16 protein-coding genes and 1 tRNA gene are annotated in these 18,981 nt (G+C 38.1%); 8 read left to right on the top strand and 9 right to left on the bottom strand.

The annotated features are described in order from the left end of the window. Window positions 1-90: 90 nt before the first annotated feature. Together lptF and lptG are read left to right on the top strand one after the other, a co-directional pair. On the top strand, window positions 91-1,215 hold the full coding sequence (gene lptF, locus AC27H3_RS02510) for an LPS export ABC transporter permease LptF (protein WP_487103460.1): 1,125 nt from the start codon (window positions 91-93) through the stop codon (window positions 1,213-1,215). Further along, window positions 1,215-2,282: an LPS export ABC transporter permease LptG gene (gene lptG / locus AC27H3_RS02505; RefSeq protein WP_487103458.1), complete on the top strand. Its 1,068-nt coding sequence runs from the start codon at window positions 1,215-1,217 to the stop codon at window positions 2,280-2,282. Before lptF ends, lptG begins: the two co-directional genes overlap by 1 nt. 106 nt (window positions 2,283-2,388) lie before the next feature. Here the strand turns inward: lptG and AC27H3_RS02500 are convergent, their stop codons facing one another. Then, on the bottom strand, window positions 2,389-2,889 hold the full coding sequence (locus AC27H3_RS02500; protein WP_487103456.1) for an RDD family protein: 501 nt from the start codon (window positions 2,887-2,889) through the stop codon (window positions 2,389-2,391). Window positions 2,890-3,017: 128 nt separating this feature from the next. Here AC27H3_RS02500 and AC27H3_RS02495 point away from each other — a divergent pair, with 128 nt between their 5' ends. The 4 genes from AC27H3_RS02495 (at window position 3,018) to AC27H3_RS02480 (ending at window position 7,287) form a co-directional block, all read left to right on the top strand. Next, the gene (locus AC27H3_RS02495; RefSeq protein WP_487103454.1) at window positions 3,018-3,428 is read left to right on the top strand and encodes a hypothetical protein; all 411 of its coding nucleotides are present in this window, start codon (window positions 3,018-3,020) and stop codon (window positions 3,426-3,428) included. A 225-nt stretch (window positions 3,429-3,653) separates the two neighbouring features. Further along, window positions 3,654-3,738, top strand: a tRNA-Leu gene (locus tag AC27H3_RS02490). 123 nt (window positions 3,739-3,861) lie between these two features. Continuing rightward, window positions 3,862-4,140 carry a peptidylprolyl isomerase PpiC gene (ppiC, locus tag AC27H3_RS02485; RefSeq protein WP_081179067.1) on the top strand — a complete coding sequence of 93 codons (279 nt, stop codon included), beginning with the start codon at window positions 3,862-3,864 and terminating at the stop codon, window positions 4,138-4,140. Window positions 4,141-4,902: 762 nt separating this feature from the next. Next, window positions 4,903-7,287: a TonB-dependent receptor gene (locus tag AC27H3_RS02480; RefSeq protein ID WP_487103452.1), complete on the top strand. Its 2,385-nt coding sequence runs from the start codon at window positions 4,903-4,905 to the stop codon at window positions 7,285-7,287. Between the two features lie 655 nt (window positions 7,288-7,942). Here AC27H3_RS02480 and AC27H3_RS02475 read toward each other — a convergent pair. The 3 genes from AC27H3_RS02475 to AC27H3_RS02465 are packed head-to-tail and all read right to left on the bottom strand — an operon-like array spanning window position 7,943 to window position 11,546. Continuing rightward, a complete protein-coding gene (locus AC27H3_RS02475) occupies window positions 7,943-8,806 on the bottom strand; it encodes a hypothetical protein (RefSeq protein WP_487103450.1) in 864 nt (287 codons plus the stop codon). Window positions 8,807-8,808: 2 nt separating this feature from the next. After that, window positions 8,809-9,918, bottom strand: a complete 1,110-nt coding sequence (locus AC27H3_RS02470; protein ID WP_487103448.1) for an ester cyclase — start codon at window positions 9,916-9,918, stop codon at window positions 8,809-8,811. A gap of 17 nt (window positions 9,919-9,935) precedes the next feature. After that, window positions 9,936-11,546 carry a sodium:solute symporter family transporter gene (locus AC27H3_RS02465; RefSeq protein ID WP_487103446.1) on the bottom strand — a complete coding sequence of 537 codons (1,611 nt, stop codon included), beginning with the start codon at window positions 11,544-11,546 and terminating at the stop codon, window positions 9,936-9,938. 239 nt (window positions 11,547-11,785) lie between these two features. Between AC27H3_RS02465 and AC27H3_RS02460 the strand changes: the two genes are divergently transcribed. Beyond that, complete coding sequence (locus tag AC27H3_RS02460) at window positions 11,786-12,796, top strand: nuclear transport factor 2 family protein (protein ID WP_487103444.1); 1,011 nt, start codon at window positions 11,786-11,788, stop codon at window positions 12,794-12,796. Window positions 12,797-12,959: 163 nt separating this feature from the next. Here the strand turns inward: AC27H3_RS02460 and AC27H3_RS02455 are convergent, their stop codons facing one another. Further along, a complete protein-coding gene (locus AC27H3_RS02455; protein ID WP_487103442.1) occupies window positions 12,960-13,928 on the bottom strand; it encodes a nuclear transport factor 2 family protein in 969 nt (322 codons plus the stop codon). A 153-nt stretch (window positions 13,929-14,081) separates the two neighbouring features. On the opposite strand from AC27H3_RS02455, the gene AC27H3_RS02450 reads away from it, so the two are divergent. Further along, the gene (locus tag AC27H3_RS02450; protein WP_487103440.1) at window positions 14,082-15,092 is read left to right on the top strand and encodes an ester cyclase; all 1,011 of its coding nucleotides are present in this window, start codon (window positions 14,082-14,084) and stop codon (window positions 15,090-15,092) included. Between the two features lie 69 nt (window positions 15,093-15,161). Here the strand turns inward: AC27H3_RS02450 and AC27H3_RS02445 are convergent, their stop codons facing one another. The 4 genes from AC27H3_RS02445 to hisD are packed head-to-tail and all read right to left on the bottom strand — an operon-like array spanning window position 15,162 to window position 18,974. Next, a complete protein-coding gene (locus AC27H3_RS02445) occupies window positions 15,162-15,932 on the bottom strand; it encodes an HpcH/HpaI aldolase family protein (RefSeq protein WP_487103439.1) in 771 nt (256 codons plus the stop codon). A 15-nt stretch (window positions 15,933-15,947) separates the two neighbouring features. Then, on the bottom strand, window positions 15,948-16,673 hold the full coding sequence (locus tag AC27H3_RS02440) for an alpha/beta fold hydrolase (protein WP_487103437.1): 726 nt from the start codon (window positions 16,671-16,673) through the stop codon (window positions 15,948-15,950). Window positions 16,674-16,688: 15 nt separating this feature from the next. Next, complete coding sequence (locus AC27H3_RS02435) at window positions 16,689-17,696, bottom strand: LacI family DNA-binding transcriptional regulator (RefSeq protein ID WP_487103436.1); 1,008 nt, start codon at window positions 17,694-17,696, stop codon at window positions 16,689-16,691. Window positions 17,697-17,699: 3 nt separating this feature from the next. Then, entirely contained in the window at window positions 17,700-18,974 is a 1,275-nt protein-coding gene (gene hisD, locus AC27H3_RS02430; protein ID WP_487103434.1) for a histidinol dehydrogenase, read from the bottom strand. Window positions 18,975-18,981: the final 7 nt, after the last annotated feature.

Genomic DNA, 18,981 nt, shown 5'->3' with positions numbered 1-18,981 from the left:
CTTAATGCTAAAAATGACAAGTTTACGCAAAAAATGGCTGTATGTCAGAAAAAAACTATGTTTTATAGAAAGTTTTTATAGGATCACTTAGTGATTATATTTCGTTATTTACTCAAAGAAGTTGCCAAAACACAACTTGCTGTATTCCTTGTCATTATGACAATATTTATCAGCAATAAATTCGTTCGCGTGCTAGATGACGCCTCGGAAGGGGGAATTCCTGGTCATTTAGTCATGACTTTTATTGGCCTGAAAATACCTGATCTTGCCGGTATGATATTACCGTTAAGTTTTTTTCTCGGCGTATTGCTAGCTTATGGTCGTATTTATGCTGAAAACGAAATGACAGTGCTGCATGCTTGTGGCGTAAGCGAATGGTATGTTGTGCGTGTAACGCTAATACTAGGTTTCGTTACCGCGATAATTACCGGTATGTTTACGCTTTATTTGTCACCAATGGCGGCAGAGTATGAATATCAAGTTAAAGATCAAATTGCCGCTGACTCAGGATTAAGTTCACTTATCGCCGGACGATTTCAAGCCACAGGCAATAAGAAAGCGGTAGTTTTTATTCACGATAAAAACCGAGCTGACAATACTTTTGAAAAGGTATTTGTTGCACAACTGCCTGATGAAGATACACCAAATTCTAGTGTTATAGACTCTAGCCTGGTTTATGCGGCCACAGGGCAAGTTATTGAAGAAGAAACCGGTTTGCAACGCTTAATACTTTCTTCTGGTACACGTTATCAAAACGATATTAAAAACAAAGAATTTCGCCAAGTTACTTTTGATAAATACTACATTCAAATTCAAGATCAAAAAGTGGCCCACAAGCGTCGTAAATTAAGTGCAATACCAACCGATGAGCTATACCAAGACAAAACACCTGAAGCCAGTGCTGAAAGCCAATGGCGTATTGCCTTTCCATTAGCCTGCATTATCATGACTTTAGTGGCTGTACCTTTGAGTGTTGTTAACCCACGCCAAGGTAAATTTGGTAAAATGTTACCGGCACTTTTACTATTTTTAAGTTACTTTTTACTCTTAACCGCTGTTCGCTCTGGCATAGAAAAAGGCTCTGTTCCGCAATATATAGGTTTGTGGCCGGTACACTTTATTGTGCTTATATTGGGCTTTAGCTTGTTGGTTAAAGGTCGAACGAGTGGTCGTAAATTTAAAGCAAAACTCGCTAAAAATAAGGTAGCAGCTTAATGCGTATTCTCGATATGTACATAGGTCGCATTATTGCTTCAACAACGTTTCTTACCCTAGCGGTATTTGTTAGTTTAAGCGGCATTATCAAGTTTGTTGAGCAAATGAAGTCTGTCGGTAAAGGCAATTATGATTTAGCTCATGCTGCGCTTTATGTGCTTTATGCTATTCCGCAAGATATCTCGTTATTCTTTCCTATGTCGGCCTTAATTGGCGGCTTAATAGGCATGGGGATGATGGCAAGTAGTAGCGAATTAATTGTAATGCAAGCGGCAGGGCTCTCGCGTTTAGATATTATTAAATCAGTAATGAAATCAGCTTTATTATTGATTGTAGTTAGCATGGCCGTTGGTGAATGGTTAGCCCCTCAAGGTGAAGCTGCTGCTCGACAAGTTCGTGCTCAGGCGATTTCAGGCGGAAGTTTGATATCATCTGATGCTGGTACTTGGGCGAAAGACGGAGACTACTTTGTTCATATTGGCGAAGTACAAGATCAAGGCTCTTTAAAAGATATTCAAATATACCGCTTTAATGAGCAGCTTAAGTTGTCTAGTTGGGTATCGGCGAGTAGCGCAGTCTATCAAAAAGATGCTTGGCAACTGCGCAATGTAATAGAAACCCAAATTAGTGAAAAAGAAATAACCAAAGAAAGCCAAGATGCTATGTCTTGGGATTCAACCTTAACCCCAGACAAACTCGGTGTTGTTACCGTAAAACCTGAATCATTATCGCTTCGGGGGTTAAGTGACTATTTAGATTACTTAGACGCTAACAAACAAGATCCAAGTCGTTACTTATTAGCATTTTGGCGAAAAATAGCACAACCTGTTACCTTAGCGGTAATGCTATTAGTGGCACTATCTTTTATCTTTGGACCACTGCGTTCGGTTTCTATGGGCGCTAGAATTATGATGGGTGTAGCAACGGGGATTTTATTCTTTATTGTTAACGAAGTGCTAGGCTCGCTGAGTTTAGTTTATCAACTTCCGGCAATATTTGGCGCTTTTATGCCCAGTATTATCTTTGTCAGTATTGCGCTTTATTTAATGAATAGACGGGCGAGCTAGTAAGCAATTTAGCCGCTTAAGTTACAAAATATCAACTTAGAATGGCTTCGAGATGAATAATAAAAAATATTCATCTCGAAACTTTTACACACAGCATTAATATTAATTAAAGCCTGCCGCGATTTGCCTCAAGTGTTAAAAGCACGACCTCAGTATCGGTTAGTCGATCTTGCAAACTCAATTTGTTTTTTCTATCTACTAAAACGGTAAAATTACCTAAACCAAAGAGTGTTGGCAGTAAGCGCTTTAAGCCGGTGGTTTTGCTGATCAAGCTACCATCTTGGTTTTGTACCCTCAAACGCCACGCTTTCATGCCCAAGGTTTGTCCACTTTTAGCCCAAAACCAGATAAAAAACAGTGAGACCCAACCTAGTTTCCATAACTCATTTGGCCAAAGTAACCATGAGGTATTTCTGATGGTGTCGCTTAAATGCTGATGACCTTGTAAATCAAAAACACCAAAATGCACCAATAAAGAAATAATTAAAAAAGAAGCTGCACCAGCGGTCATATAAACGGCTATCGCAAGTAAAGCGTCATAAAGCCATGAAGCTACACGGCGACGAAAGCCTGCACGCGGAAAAGATGTATAAGAAGTTAATGACATAGCTAAATCAATAGAAAAATTTGCGATAGTCTAACAAAAGGCATATAAAAGTATAAGTAATAGTGGTTAATTTATATATTAGTGCATACTTAAGGTGCTTAGTTAATGAGACTAGAGATGAATAAATAATGGCTAACGTTTTACCACAAGGCACTCTAAAGCTATTAATAGAAGATAATATTATCTTTATTGAGGCGACCGGTCCGTGGAATATCGAGTATTTGGATCATCTTCACCAAAAGCTACTTTGGGCATTAACACAAGTAGACCCACACACTTATGGTGTTATTTTATCCCTTAAAGGTGAGGCACTTAGTGTAGAATCTACGCTTGAGTACCACATAAACTTTATCCGCCATAGCCAATCGAAAATCGTTGCTGTGAATCTAGAGCATTGCACAACTTCACTTCTAGCTGAGAATTTATTCAGCAAAATGTATCGCGCTGCAGGGTTTAAATACGGTTTTTTTGATAATGCATTCGAGGCAAGGTTGTGGGTAGAAAAAGAAATGATATCTGCAGCTATTAGTGCCTCATGAACAAATAAACAGCACTCAGCGATAATAAAAAGAAAAACTATTGCCAACGGAGCAATTTTTCGTATAATGCCTGCCTCTTTATTGATGTTTACATTATTGAAGGGCTCTTGCTTAGAGAGTATTTAAAAAGTATCTAGAAATTGTTAGAAAACTAGTTTTCAAAGAAATCAGTTTTTAAGTAAAAAGTGACTTCTTTGCAAATTGCAAAACGGGCGTAAAGCCTATGCCAGCGTGGTGAAATTGGTATACACGGGGGATTCAAAATCCCCTGTCGCGAGACGTGTCGGTTCGAGTCCGACCGCTGGTACCATCATTTATAAAGCCCTGATTCGAAAGAGTCGGGGTTTTTTTATGTCTAAAAGATTATATTAATAAAATAATTAATAAACCGCTATAATGTGCGTGTTTATCACTGAGTATTAAAAGGCTTTACATGGCAGCTACAGCGCACGCTCTTCACATATTGGTTAAGCACAAAGAAATTGCAGAAGATATAATTAAGCAATTAGGTAAAGGAGCTAAGTTTCAAACCTTAGCTAAGAAGCATTCCACTTGTCCTTCAGGTAAAAAAGGCGGTGACTTGGGCGAGTTTAAACGCGGTCAAATGGTACCTCAGTTTGATAAGGTAGCCTTTAGTGGAGCAATATTAGAGCCTCACCTTGTTAAAACTAAATTTGGTTGGCATGTCATTAAAGTGCTTTATCGGACCTGATCTTCATCTGTGATATAAGCGCTGATTGTTTGTTAAAAATTGCGCTCCGAAAACTTTTTGAGGTATCTAGAGAGTTTTTTACTGTTTAATGCCTTGATAAAATAATAGTTTAACATGTTGAATAATGGCGCATATATAAAAGCATTCATGTGAATATTTTCAGGTGACATGCATTTTTAGTTTAGTTCCCACTCTGTTTTATACTTTAATTTAATCGCTCTATATATCAGATAAAGGCGAAGTTGATACAGCTTACATTCGGTATGATTGCCGCCTCCCAACTCTTCTTTGATGCTTTATTTAATTTAGTCATTAGTTTTTAGTATTCAACTTCTCTTTGAAATTTCTTAATTTATTTACTCCTTTATTTACTATTAAAACTACTAACAAAACTAAAATAGTACTTCGTAGTCATTATTTGTTTTTATTATTAAATTCATCTTTATTTTTGTGGTAAGACTATTTTTAATCGTTGTTAAATTCATTTTTATTTGGCTTTTATCTTTTTAACTAACTGATATTTAAGTTTTTGTGTGGTTTTTTATATTGAGTTTATATCTTTGTAGGTCATTGGGTTTTAGCTTGTGGTCTTTCAATTGACTATTTAGTTACAGTTGAAATATATTCACCTCTTTCAATTTTGGTTGACATCAAAATGATTTCGAAGTACAAATATGTAAATGAAGATTATTTAAGCAACATTAATTCACAACTAAAACAATATAAGCATTTATTTCTTTAAATGAAGGAAGGGGATTTACCATGAAGCCAGTTACATCAAAAAAGCTTGTTAAATCGGTTATTGCATTAGCTATTGTCAATGCATGTATAAGCCAATCTGCAATTGCAGCAGAAGAAAAAAACACCAAAGCCACTGATAAAATTGAAAGAATAATGGTTACAGCTAACCGCCATTCACAAGATCTTCAAGAGGTATCTTCTTCTATTACTGCATTGGGAGCGGATGATGTTGAACGTGCAGGAATTATTGATATAACAGGGTTGCAGCAGGTTGTTCCCGGATTAAAAGTAGGTAGCTCAGGTGGAGAAGTTAGACCTGCCATGCGTGGTGCTAGAACGAATGAAGTAGGTGTTGCCGGCACAGGTATTGCGGAACAAATTGTCGGTATTTTCCAAGATGGTATCTATGTTCCTACAACAACTGCTGGCATGGGTGCTTTTGTTGATATTGAGCGCATAGAAGTTTTACGTGGCCCACAAGGTACGTTGTATGGTCGTAATACATTTGCCGGTAGTATTAATGTTATTACTAATCGCCCAAATATGGATGAAGTTGAAGGTAATATTAAAATAACTACGGGGTCATATAATCGTAGTGCGTATGAAGGTGTATTAAATATTCCTTTAGCTGATAACTTAGCCACTCGAATTGTTGTTGCTTCAGATAGACATGACGGTTTTATTGAAAACCATGTGATAGCTGGGCCTTCTGATGATTTGCGTGAAAAAAATTCATTTTATGCTCGCTCTATCACACGCTATGAGCCAAGTGATAGTTTTAACGCCACTTTTAGATTAGATTATTCGAAAAAAGACGCTAACTCTGAAGCTATTTGGGGTTATCAACAAATTGCTGGTTATTCACTTACTGAAACTAGTCCAGGTGTTTATAACCCTAACGCAACCGTTACGCCAGGTCATATTTATCAGCGAGACGATGTAGAGCGTAATGATGAAGGTCCGTACGATGTATATCGAAATGCAATGTCGTTAGATAAACAAGAGGCATTTTCAGCAACGGCTATTTTAGAGTGGTATACCGACGTCGCTGACTTTAAATGGACATCTAACTATTCAGAACTTAGCGGTAAGCAGTTTTATGATAATGACTATAGCGATGGGGGTTTAGATTTTGTTGGTGGTTTTGGTCGCCAAGATGATCAAAAAACAATATCAACTGAGTTACAAGTTTCATCAAATCATGAAGGTCCGTTGCAGTGGATTGCAGGTTTATATTATTTCGATCAAGAAGCTGATTGGGAATGGCTGTCGAGCACAGATACAACCGGCAATGGCGTAGCAGATTCAGTTGTTGTACCTAGCTGGGGTAACCCAGATCATGACCCCCATACTTCTGACTCAATTGCCGTGTTTGGACAACTTCGTTATGAACTATCTGATGACTTACGTTTAGTCGGTGGTTTACGTTATAACAAAGATGAAAAATCGTTTACTGGCGATACTATTCCTGACTGGGATGACTCAGCAGTATTATGGAAAGCGGCCCTTGAATTTGATAAGAATGATGACTTAATGTTGTATGCGTCGGCTGCTACAGGCATAAGAACAGGTGGAGCAAATGATAGTCGAGTTGTTTCTCGTGGCGCTGATCCACTTTATGACAATGAAGAAGTTATGTCTTATGAAATAGGTATGAAAAGCACATTGCTTGATGGTGACATGCGTTTAAATATATCGGCTTTTATTAACGAATATGATGATGTAAAAGCGCAACTATTTGCTGTTGCTTGTAGCGATACTACGACTACAGATACTGTTTTAGAGTGTGTAGAAGCGGGTGCAACGCAAAGCTTTGAATATTATGAAAATGGTGGCGGTATTGATACCAAAGGTATTGAGCTTGATATGCAATGGTACCCTATCGATAATTTAGCGGTTACCGGTACTTTTACCTGGTTAGATGCTGAGTTCTCGGATGATTACGCAGTGGGTAATGATCAATTACGTCCGTTATTAGGATTAGGTAACTTTGAAGGCCGTCAGGATATTAATGATAATAACAGCCAATTTAGTTTTGCTGGTTGGTCTCCTGCGATGGCACCAGAATATACCGTTGGTTTAGCGGCAAACTATGAATTTGGCTTAAGTAATGGCGGTGCGTTAATTCCACATATTCAAGTAACTTATTCAGACGAATATTATGCTTTTGATGTTAATACACCTGAAACGAAAGTTGATGCTCATGCCATTGTAGATGCACGATTAACTTGGTTAATTAACGATGATGTTCAAGTAGACTTCTTTGTTAAAAACTTAACTGATGAAGAAGTGCTAACACGTGCTGTTGTTCATTCTCAAATTGTTGATGCACAACCAATAAACTCAGTACAAGCTAACTGGAATGATCCTCGAACTTGGGGTGCTAGCCTTAAATATACCTTTTAATTTGTTAAAGGTTATTCAAGCTTAAATTTAAAACCGTAGATACTTCTACGGTTTTTTTATGTCTAAAAAATGGATACCTTAAGTAGTTTGGGTATATACGGCATAATACCCAAGGGTATTTAGTTACGCTGTAATTTTATGTACCTGATGAGGTTAAAGGTTAAAGGCTAGGTCAATGATTAGGTAAAATGTTAGGTAAATGATTAGCTCAAAGACTATTTTAATCGTTAGCTTAGAAGTATTTTTGGCTATGACCAATGGCCATTACTATTCAATATAGGCCACATTAAATTCAACGAATACACGTAATATAAGCGAGTAAAATGCCTTAATAGTTGCTAATAAGCGTTTATCTAATTGATTGTGCTATTCGGCCTAGCAGTGTTTGTCTTGTAACCACAGCTTTAAGTAACTTATGTTACTGGTCATGAATTTACACAACTTTAAAGGGGATCAAAAAATTGGATTACTCTGCATTTTAAGCACTATAAGCAGCTTGTGTATACTTTACAGGTTAGGAGCTTGTGATGTAAACGTAGAGTAAGTTTTATAGTTGGGATAATAAAAAGTTACCCAAGCGATTAGCTAAGGTAACTTAATATGTTAAGCGCTTAGGTAGTGCTTAACCTCAATTTAGATAGTATTTAATTAGTAACTAAACGAACGGATAACTTACTTTATATTGTTTACAAAGTGCTAGCCAATCAGCTTGTAGGTATTCTTTTACTACAAGACCTTCGCTAATGGTGATAATAGAAATAAATGGCAATCTAATACGTTTAATAACGCCATTATCAAGGTAATCGCCATCAACATGCCACTTAAGTGCGACTGAGCTTTTTGCTTCATCGAATGCTATGTTTTCTAACTGGCAATAACTGCGATTCATTCTGTTATGTAACTTTAAATGAAAGCTTCTTAGCTGATTAAAACCTTCATTCTTACCAAAGCCTGCAAGTTGTATTGAGGCATTGTTGTGATAAATCTTATCGAAGTTGGCGAGTTGTTTTTCTTGCCAGATATTCCACCATTTATTCACCGTGCTTTTCACATTATCTGGTAAGTCAGTAATATCATCAGGCGTAGCATGATAGCTTTTTGGATGTAATTGATGGTCAAATTGACTCAGCAATAATGGATCTGACGCCGGTAATGCTTGCATTATAGTGGCAACATCTTGCTGTAATAACGTTGCCAAAGCTAAGGTATCTACAACGCAGTGTAACTTTTTAATATGTAAATTATTATGCTCAAAGAAAAAGGCAATTGAGACCTTTTCACTTTTAACTTGATCGGATAATTCGATATAAAGTGCTGAAAACTGCTCGCCTTGTATTTCTTGGCGCTCGGTTACGGTTAAAAAACCAAATTGCTCAATACTTTTAAGCCATAATTTTTCAATTTGCATATTTCCATATGCCGTAAAATCATGCTGTTTCCAAGCTGTGCTGTGGAGAATATTAGCGGATAATTGCGCTAAATCACCCTTAGTGTATAACTCGATAAGTTGATTAAACATGGCTATGCTCCTTGCGCTAATAATGGGAGCGATTGCCCCGATTCACGAATAATATTGGCGTATAAAGCAATTTCGTCAAAAACGGTGACTTCTTTTATTATTTTTTGGTTTTTTACTCGCAGGTGAGTACAGCCCAAAACAAAATAACGTTGGCCTTTTAATTGCGCTAAACGGCCAATATGAGGGTTAAAGTTACCGGCAACAGACCATCTAATAGCAATATCTATAGTGTTCTCATCGAAGCCTACAACAGCAGTGTGATCTACGGTCATTTTGGCATTAGGACATTGTGATAACCATTGAATAAGCGTGCCACTAATTTGTGCAAGCCCAGTCGATTGACGACCACCAGGCCATTGGTGCGATGCGGCAACATGATAAAATTGCGTTAACGTCGAAAACTGCTTTTGATTAAATAAGGTTTGTGCCCAAGCTTGCACAAAGTTATCGGTAGTCCAATTACTGTTTATGCACTCAAGTTCTTTTCTATGCTCAGTGTTAACCACTCGGGTATATTCACTTTGATACCATTCGTTGAAGGTATCATTCGGCTGCAGAGCTGAAAAGTTAATGGCAGCATCGATTAAATCAATGCCCAACTGGCTAATCAGGAAACTATTATCTCTTACCAACCACTCTTTAACTATTTGGTTTTCAAAACAAACACAATCAGCAATCGTAGTAACTCTGCCTGTTTTATCTGTAGATAAACCAAAATCAGAGTTACCCGTATTGGTCATAATACTGGTGATTAGGTGCGATGAATAATAGGTGCCATCGCTTTCTTCTTTCCAAATTACATTTTCACCAATAAGGCTTCTGTCTGGAAAGGCTGCAATGGTTTTTAAGGTACCTTGAACCACTTGCTCAACACACTCTGAGTAAGCACCTAAAGTGAAAACAGGGCAAATATCGCTGTAATATTTATAGCACAGCCCAACATTTTTCTGTTCCCATATACGGTGGGTTATACGAATAATATAATCAACAATATCAACGAATTCTTCATCAAATCCCGCGAGTGTTTGTTGCTTGACACCTGTTGGATCTAACAGCTTAGTTAAAGGCTGCCAATGAACCTGTGTGATGTTGTTATTTAGTTTAAAACTCATAAAGTTAACTCGTTTTGTTAAATAAATAGTTCAAAAGAGAACAAAAATACTAATGTGAAAATAAAGAAACCAAATAGTGAGTAACACACCTTGTCTACTTTGCCTGGAACTAGATACCAGCCGTTTTCTTTTTCTGGAGAGCCACTATCGGCAAACGCTTTGATTTGACCTTTAATGGTGTAAGGCGAGTAATCTTTTTGTTTTCCATCGATAACTAAGCTAGCAATAATGGTTACTACCACATTAACAAACGCACCAATAGCAGCGTACCAAGGCCATGCAATATCTGTATAAATGGCGGCGTAAGCTACTGCTAACACACCAACTAATGTGCCTACTAATAAACCACGTTCTGTCGCATGTTTAGAGAAAAAGCCTAAGCCAAACATACCTAATTGCGCACCAACAAAATACGAACCTACTTTACTTAACACTTCTAAAATAGAGCCTGTGCTATGCAAGTGATACATAATGGCAGGGAAGATAATAATAGTGGCCCAAAAAACAGTGAAGACACGTGAAACATTCAAATAGTGTTTGTCTGATTCATTCGGCTTGTAGTATTTTTTATAAAAATCTAGGGTTGAAACCGTAGATAATGAATTGAATGCGGAGTCTAAACTCGACATTGACGCTGCCATAACCGCTGCGGCGATAATACCCATTAAACCAGGCATACCATACTGAGAAGCAAACTCTAAAATAATGGTGTTTTCATTTTCAAAAGTTTTACCTTGGTAATAGTTATAAAATAGTATCCCCATAATAATAAAGAAGAAATATACAAAGAAAGCTAAGAAACCCATTAACAAGTACGACTTTTTCGCGTCACCAATATTTTTTGCCGCTAAGGTACGCTGTACCATCATTTGGTTAGTACCATAAACCGTAATATGATAAAGCGTCATGGCTAAAATACCTGACCAAACGGTTGTTACATTAGTGAAATCGAAATCAAAGTTAAGCGGGTTAGTTTTACCCTCTGCTTTTAATTGAGCTAAGCTTTCCATCACGGGTGTGGTGCTATTATCAATTAATGCATACATAATTATACCGGCACCCAACAATAATATGCCGGACTGAATTACATCAGTCCAAATTACCGCGGTAATTCCCCCCATTACGGTGTAAATAAGCGCGATAATGGTAACAATAATAATCGACGTTATTTCTGGAATACCTGTGATATAACTTAAAACAATAGAGGTGGCGTAAAGCACTGCAGCCGAGCTCATAGTTTGAGATATTAACCAAATACCTGAGACTAAAGCACGTGCCTTCTTGCCAAAGCGTTTTTCTTGGTATTCGTATATTGAGGCAACTCCAGCGTTGTAGAAAAATGGAAAAAAGAAGGTTATAACGGCGATAATTACTAATGGGTAATTAAGGTGTATCGCTATAACCGACAAGCCATCTTTATATGCCCAAGCTGGCGCTCCTAGAAATGTCATGGCACTAACGTAGGTAGCAATTACTGAAATACCAATTGCCCACCAGGGAGTGGTTTTTTGTCCTAGATAGAAGTCATCAGCGGTGCTGACTTTTTTACTGATAACATAACCTAATAGCAGGTTTGCCAAAATATAAACAATTAAAATAGTCCAGTTAAGCGTTCCAAACTCTGTCATATCTATCTCTCTTTATTTTTTACAGAAGTCTTTTTTTGTTAATTATTCATCGTTGACTTCGAAGTCATTTAAACATAGCATTGTTTAAAATAATATGAAAGCAGATATTATCTAAAAAATTGATAATAAGTTAAGGTTTACTCTAGAGTTAACTGAATTCTGTAGGAATATGTTTGTATGTAACTAACTAATTTATTGTAATTTATAAACTTATAACAGCGCTAATATTGAGGGTAATGATGACAAACGAACAACAAAATAAAAACTTAATACTGGAATATTACCAAGCTTTAGAGCAGTCTTCAGCGGAAACTGTTGGCGATGTTTTGACTCAATATATGAGTACTGATTGCCAATGGTATGGTGTGCATCCTTTCAACGAGCAAAAAGGCCCACAAGCGATAAATGAAGTGTTTTGGCAGCCTTTTATGCATGCTTTTAAAAATATTCAACGCAGGCAAGATGTGTTTATGGCTGGTGTTAGTGGCAACGATGGCGCTAATTGGGTTACTAGTATGGGGCACTTTATGGTGCAGTTTGATAATGATTGGTTAGGTATACCGCGCTCTGGCCGAGTGGCTATGGTGCGCTATGCTGATTTTAACTGTATAGAAAACGGAAAAATTGTTCGTGCTGGTTTTTTCTGTGACATTATCAGCGTTATGCATCAAGTGGGGATTAATCCTTTACCTCAAGCAACAGGTCATTCATTTATTTATCCTGGTCCCCGAACTCATGATGGTATTCAGTTAGACGACAAAGACCCTGTAGAAGCTGAGAAAACCATGGCTGTACTTAACCAAATGATTGATGATTTATCTCAACTTAATCAAACCGGCAATGACACGTATCCACCTGAAATTTTAGAAAAAACATGGGCTAAAGATATGGTGTGGTATGGCCCTGCGGGTATTGGGGCAACTTATACTATTCCTAAGTTTCAAGAGCAGCATTCTTACCCATTTAGGCAAGGGCTAAAAGATAAAGTGTTTAATGGTCATATTTGTCGTTATGCAGAGGGTAATTACGCCTGTTTCTTTGGTTGGCCAAACTTAAGTAGTACGCCTATTGGTGGTTTTTTAGGTTTACCTGGCGGTGACATTCGAGCCGATATGCGGGTGGTTGATGTGTATCGTCGAGAGGGCGATAAATTGATGGAAAACTGGGTGTTAATTGATATTCCTTATTGGTTAAAGCAGCAAGGTTTAGATATTTTAGAGCGTAGCCGAAAAATTAATAACCCGAGTTAAGCTAGAGGTTTAGGCCCCATTAATCGGATTAATTAGTAGCAATATTAGCAGCACTGATTTATAGGTTTAATACTTAGCGCATTTAAATTGAAGGCATTAAAAAAGGAAGCTTAGTAAGCTTCCTTTTTTATTGATAAAAGCAGTATTCAATGATCAATCATAATTAAGTGTTATCGCCTAATTGTTCTTTCATCATGGCAAATACATCGAGGCCCATTTGCATACACATATCAATAATATCAATTGCAACCCAGTTCTCTTTAAGTAAATCACCTTCACGACGCCAAATATCCATCACACGTAACGATAGCTGCTTATTACATGGCGGTAGACCTAACCAACCTCCAACACTATGGGTGCCGTGCATATGAGGCCAGCCGCCTGTTGCAACATAATTACCGTCAGATACTAAAGTGGCTTTATGGTCGACATCCCTGTCTGGAAAACTGAACACAAAAGGCCCTTGGTGATCTCTTCTGAAGCCCACAATGCCGCGAGTAGTTCCAATACCCGCAGGGCCGTACCACATAAAGTCTGGGTGCCAAAAGTTCTCTAACTTCATGCTTGATAAAGATTTACCGTCAAAACGACCAAGTTCGGCTAACATATCAAGTATCAGTTGCTCAGATTTTTCGGCTTCAGCTTTGCTGGTTTTTTCTCTGCTTAAACCGTCCATTGTTGATGGCGGCATAATAAGCCCACTATGGCCTAAGCTTTTTCTTAATGGATTAACGCCCACTTGGTTCATTGCATCAAGAAAATCGATAATTAAAAAACACTGTTTAATTTTATTTTCGTCAAGTTCTACTAATTCAGTAAAGCGTAAATAAAGTGTTTTATTGTTAGCGGGTATTCCCCAAAGTGGCTGGCTAAAGGTGCCAACAAAATAGCCGGTACTGGCAATCCACTCTTTACCGTTATATTCACTTTGTACGTTAATAAATGGCTTGCGCTCTATATCGGGCAATGCGCTGACTAAAGGCTGCCAATACGAGGTTAATAATTCGTTTGTGCCAAGTAAGTTATTAACAGGCGCACTAACACGCCATGCTACTTGATCATGAACATATGACTCTATATTGCTAGGGGATGACTTGAGTTGCTGATACAACTTATCAATAACGGTTAACATAATTTTTCTCCACTAAAATAAGTTTTACTTGAATTACTTTGAACTCAGGCTATCATTGAATGACTTCGAAGTCATCCAATATTTTTATAATAGAATTTTGATAATAATATTTCGATCTCATTAGCGTATTTGTTTCATCATAGGAGAAGGTTCATGCCGCAAGATTTACATTATGCGAATAAAAAGCTAGTTAAGCAGTTTAGCGAATCATTGTATAACTTTAACGAGGTTGCTGTACGCCAAGCGATTAAGCAAATTTTTTCACCAAATGCGAAGCTGCAACTTTCATTTCCTTTTGAAACCTTATCAGGACCTAATAGTTTATTTGAAGATGTTTATAAACCTTTGCAACAGGCAATCCCCGATCTTGAGCGACGTGAAACTATTGTAATGGCAGGTGCCAGTGAAGAGGGAAGCCATTGGGTTGGATGTTGTGGCTATTACACCGGAAGCTTTGAAAGCAGTTGGTTAGATATTCCCCCAACAGGGCATCAAGTAGCTATGCGCTTTCATGAATTTTATCGTATAGAAAACGGCTTAATTGTTGAAATGCAGGCAATTTGGGATATTCCTGAAGTTATGATGCAAGCTAACGCATGGCCAATGTCGCCAAGTTTAGGGCGTGAATGGCATGTTCCTGCACCTGCAACGCAAGATGGATTAACGATTGAAAACAACCCTGAAGTTGCTATTAGCAGCTGCAAGTTAGTGGGTGATATGTGTAATTCATTAGGCAATTATGCAGCCGGTGGTGTTGAGGCTATGCAGCTTGAAAAATATTGGCATCCAAGATGTAGTTGGTATGGTCCATCAGGCATTGGCACTGGCCGTGGTATTAAAGGCTTTCGTAATTGGCACCAAATTCCCTTTCTAAATGCTTTACCTAATCGTGTAGGTGATGTTGGAAAAGGCTACTTATTTGCTGATGGTGAGTATGTCGGTTTTACTGCATGGCCTGGTATGCAAATGAAAGTAAGTGGTGATGGCTGGCTAGGTATTGCGCCATCAAACCAAGAAATTACCATGCGTAGCCTAGATTTTTGGCGCTGTGAGAAAGGGCTAATACGAGAAAACTGGGTGTTGGTTGATTTATTACATGTTTATCATCAACTTGGCGTTGATGTATTAGGTAGAATGAAAGAGTTTAATAAAGCACGTTATTAATAATCTCTCTGAATAAATAAAGCCCGAAAGGGCTTTATTTATTCATACTATAAGGAAATATTTAAGGTTTTATTCTGCTGACTTTGCTATTGAACTTTCAAAACTCTGCTGCAATTGATTAGCGCCATTAAGTAAAAAGCTATGATCAGAGCCTAATAAAAATAAGCTCACACCTGATTTTATCCAAAGTGGAAGTTCAGCCAAATTTCCAACAAACATACCGCAATATTTATTATACTTCTTAGTCGCAGCAACAACTTTTTCAACGGCTGCTATTACATCAGGGTGGCTTGGGTCTGTTTGTTGTAATGCTACCGTTAAATCCATTCTGCCAATAAAAATACAATCAATGCCTTCTACTTGGCAAATAGCATCGATGTCGTCTATGGCCTCTAAGTCTTCAATTTGCGCTATTACGCACGTTTCATTCTTATTGGCGGCTAGGTTATCGGGCAATTTATGAGTGGTATAGCCGGCAAAGCGCGTTGAACCAGCATAGCCTCTACCGTCTGGTCCATAAAAACACTTTTTTACTATGCGTTTAGCATGCTCAGCATTTAATACGTGGGGAATAACAACCCCGTCAGCGCCTAGATCTAAAGCATTTAAAATAGTGGCATTTTCACTGTCGGGTATACGAATAATGACCGGTTTTTGTTTTGACTTTGCCGCGAGTACACAAGTGTCTAAATCTGCTCTGTCAAAAGGGGCATGTTCAGCATCTAAACATAAAACATCTAAATTAGTATGGGCTAATACTTCTGTATTATGAAAATGTGGTGTTTTGATAAATGTACCGAGTAAGGGCTTTTTTGTTGCTAATGCTTGTTTAAGGTTCATTTTATATCCCTTATGTTAAGTTGGTGTATGTTGTTGAGTTGAACCCAACGAATACCATTGAATTAATGCTTGCGATACTTTCTCTGCTTGTTCTAAAGGCGAGAAGTGCGCGCATTGTTCAAGTAGTACTAATTCGCTACCAGCAAGTGCTTTATGCATCATTAATTGATGCTCAATCGGGCATATTTTATCTTGTAGACCACTCATAATAAGTATGTCAGCTTTAAGGCTTTGTAGAACATTAAGCGTGTCTGGGCGATCTTCTATTGCCATAGCTTGTGCAGAAAAACATTTTTCACCAAGCGATAAAGCCATATCTAGAATAATTTTTTGGTATTCTGCTTTTTGTTGGTAAAGGTAGTTAGGCATAAATGTATTTTCAATCAATAACCTAAGCTGCCCAGCATTGGCTTGTTTAATATGCTCAACTCTGCCGGCTTTTCTTTCAGGAAGATCAGCATGGCAATTAGAATTAATTAACGCGAGCTTAGCAATGAGATGAGGGTGAGTTTTCGCGACTTGGGCTGCAACAATACCACCCATGGAGAAACCAATAATAGCGCACGGTTGATCACCTGTTGCTTTTATTACGCTTGCTGCCATTTCTGGCAAGGTTGCTTCATCGGTAAATTGTACAACTGATATCTGATGGCTATATTGACTGAGTTGAGTTATTTGATGACTAAACATGGCACCTGTACATAAGGTGCCGGGTAAAATTAATATGGGTAAAGTGGGCATAACAACATAACCTAGTTACGGTCGCTTTACTGAATTTCCTTTAATTAAGGTACCCGTTAATACACGAGCTTCAGGCGGCGAGTCAGGGTTTTCTATGTGTTCTATTAACATGTCTACAGCTGCTTTTACCAATTGTTCTAACGGTTGTTTCACGGTAGTTATTTGATAACTTTGCCAAAATGATGAAGCGATCCCATCAAAGCCAACAACGGACATATCGTTTGGAATATGAATGTTGTGATTTTCTCTTATTTCGTCAATTACGCCAATCGCCATGGTATCGTTACTGCAAATTACCGCATCTGGCGCAGGATGTTTCTTCAACCATTGCGCAATACAGTCTCTGCCTGATTGATATGAATAGTCGCCATACAGCACAGGAACGTTTTTTTCTCCTGACTTTTGCAATAAATCAAGCGCGATTTCGCGACGCTCATTGGCAACATCAGAGTCTTCTGGGCCTGAAAGGACTAAATAAGATTTTGGATTGTTTAATTTTAATTCAGCAAGCAGTTGCTTAATGCCTTGTTCATGATTACAACAAACGGTATTGGTTGAAGCATCAGGAACATTGCGGTTATAGAGCACTACGGGTATTTTATGTTGCTCAAATTGTGCCAAACGTTGGCTTTCAAAATGAGCAGCAAGTGCGATAACGCCATCAACTTGGAAGGTCCAGATTTGTTCAAATAACTCATCTACACCTTCAGCGTCATCTAAGGTAAATAATAAAACTCGTTTATTACGAGCCGCAAGCTGTTTGCTAACTTGCGAAAGTACTTCAGGGTAGTTTTCATTCGCACGAGACGAAACGATAACCGCCACCATACCAGACTGTTTAGTAATCAGCATTCTCGCGATGGCATTAGGTCGATAACCCATTTTATTCGCTACGGCCGTTACTTTTTCACGAGTTTTTGCCGAGACACTTAAGCCTGGTCTAAATACCCGTGAAACAGCTGATTGTGATACGCCCGCTTCGCGAGCGACATCATAAGAAGTAACCTTTTTATTTTTAGTCAATGTTTACCCTTTATATCTTCTTAAACGAATATCGGCTTGCTCCTTATGGCCAGCAAACCCTTCAACAGCACAAAGTCTAGAACAATATTCACCCACAACAACCGATGCTTCTTCTGTAGCACTTTGAAATGTACAGGTTTTAATAAACTTACCAACCCATAGTCCGCCAGTATAACGTGCCGCCTTACGAGTTGGAAGTGTATGGTTTGTACCAATACACTTATCACCATAAGATACGTTTGTTTCTGGGCCTAAGAAGAGTGCACCAAAGTTACGCATGTTCTCTTTAAAATAGGGAATATTTTCAGTCATGATTTGTACGTGTTCAAAAGCTAAGTCGTTAGCAACTTCAATCATTTCTTCATAGGTATCACAAACAATCACTTCACCGTGATCTTTCCAAGCAGCTCCAGCAACTTCAGCTGTAGGCAAAATAGTTAATTGTCTTTCTACTTCAGCCATAGTGTCGCGTGCCAGTTTTTCACTATTTGTTAGTAATATAGCTGGAGATGTTGGACCATGCTCAGCTTGACCCAGTAGGTCAGCAGCACACAATTCGCCATCAACACTTTCATCGGCAATAACTAATGTTTCTGTTGGACCAGCAAATAAATCTATACCTACACGACCAAATAGTTGGCGTTTTGCTTCAGCAACAAAAGCGTTGCCAGGGCCAACAATCATATCAACAGGGGCAATTGTTTCTGTGCCAATAGCCATAGCCGCTATAGCTTGTACGCCGCCAAAACAATAAATTTCGTCAGCACCGGCTAAATCCATCGCAACAACAATTGCAGGTGATGGTTTGCCATTAAATGGTGGCGCCGCAGCAATAACACGTTTTACACCAGCAACTTTAGCAGTAACAACGCTCATGTGTGCAGATGCAACTAATGGGTATTTACCACCTGGCACATAACAGCCAACACTTTCCATTGGTATATGCTTATGACCAAGTATAACGCCAGGTAATGTTTCTACTTCAACGTCTTTCATTGAGTCACGTTGAATTTGAGCGAAATTACGTACTTGCGTTTGTGCCCATTTAATATCTTCAATAACACTGTCATCGAGTTCTTCATAACAGGCTTTAATTTCTTCTTCTGTTAGCCTGAATGACTTCGGATTCCATTTATCGAAGGTTTCAGAGTATTTTGCAACAGCTTTATCACCATCTTGTTCAATATCTTCAAGAATATTCTCTACTGTTGTCTTAACTGATTGTAAGAAGTCTTTTTTTTCTTCTTCTTGCTTGCCTTTTTTTAGGTATTTAATCATTTCAATA

The organism is Colwellia sp. NW0002-52-1 (assembly GCF_057550865.1).
The sequence above is the reverse complement of the archived record's forward strand: the minus strand, read 5'-3'. Positions and strand labels throughout refer to the sequence as shown.

What these genes read in the sequence shown, in the direction of transcription:
- hisD (WP_487103434.1), bottom strand. Translation starts at nt 18,974, where the DNA reads ATGATTAAATACCTAAAAAAAGGCAAGCAAGAAGAAGAAAAAAAAGAC.
- AC27H3_RS02495 (WP_487103454.1), top strand. Translation starts at nt 3,018, where the DNA reads ATGGCTAACGTTTTACCACAAGGCACTCTAAAGCTATTAATAGAAGAT.
- AC27H3_RS02460 (WP_487103444.1), top strand. Translation starts at nt 11,786, where the DNA reads ATGACAAACGAACAACAAAATAAAAACTTAATACTGGAATATTACCAA.
- ppiC (WP_081179067.1), top strand. Translation starts at nt 3,862, where the DNA reads ATGGCAGCTACAGCGCACGCTCTTCACATATTGGTTAAGCACAAAGAA.
- AC27H3_RS02445 (WP_487103439.1), bottom strand. Translation starts at nt 15,932, where the DNA reads ATGAACCTTAAACAAGCATTAGCAACAAAAAAGCCCTTACTCGGTACA.
- AC27H3_RS02480 (WP_487103452.1), top strand. Translation starts at nt 4,903, where the DNA reads ATGAAGCCAGTTACATCAAAAAAGCTTGTTAAATCGGTTATTGCATTA.
- AC27H3_RS02440 (WP_487103437.1), bottom strand. Translation starts at nt 16,673, where the DNA reads ATGCCCACTTTACCCATATTAATTTTACCCGGCACCTTATGTACAGGT.
- AC27H3_RS02470 (WP_487103448.1), bottom strand. Translation starts at nt 9,918, where the DNA reads ATGAGTTTTAAACTAAATAACAACATCACACAGGTTCATTGGCAGCCT.
- AC27H3_RS02450 (WP_487103440.1), top strand. Translation starts at nt 14,082, where the DNA reads ATGCCGCAAGATTTACATTATGCGAATAAAAAGCTAGTTAAGCAGTTT.
- AC27H3_RS02500 (WP_487103456.1), bottom strand. Translation starts at nt 2,889, where the DNA reads ATGTCATTAACTTCTTATACATCTTTTCCGCGTGCAGGCTTTCGTCGC.
- lptG (WP_487103458.1), top strand. Translation starts at nt 1,215, where the DNA reads ATGCGTATTCTCGATATGTACATAGGTCGCATTATTGCTTCAACAACG.
- AC27H3_RS02465 (WP_487103446.1), bottom strand. Translation starts at nt 11,546, where the DNA reads ATGACAGAGTTTGGAACGCTTAACTGGACTATTTTAATTGTTTATATT.
- AC27H3_RS02455 (WP_487103442.1), bottom strand. Translation starts at nt 13,928, where the DNA reads ATGTTAACCGTTATTGATAAGTTGTATCAGCAACTCAAGTCATCCCCT.
- AC27H3_RS02475 (WP_487103450.1), bottom strand. Translation starts at nt 8,806, where the DNA reads ATGTTTAATCAACTTATCGAGTTATACACTAAGGGTGATTTAGCGCAA.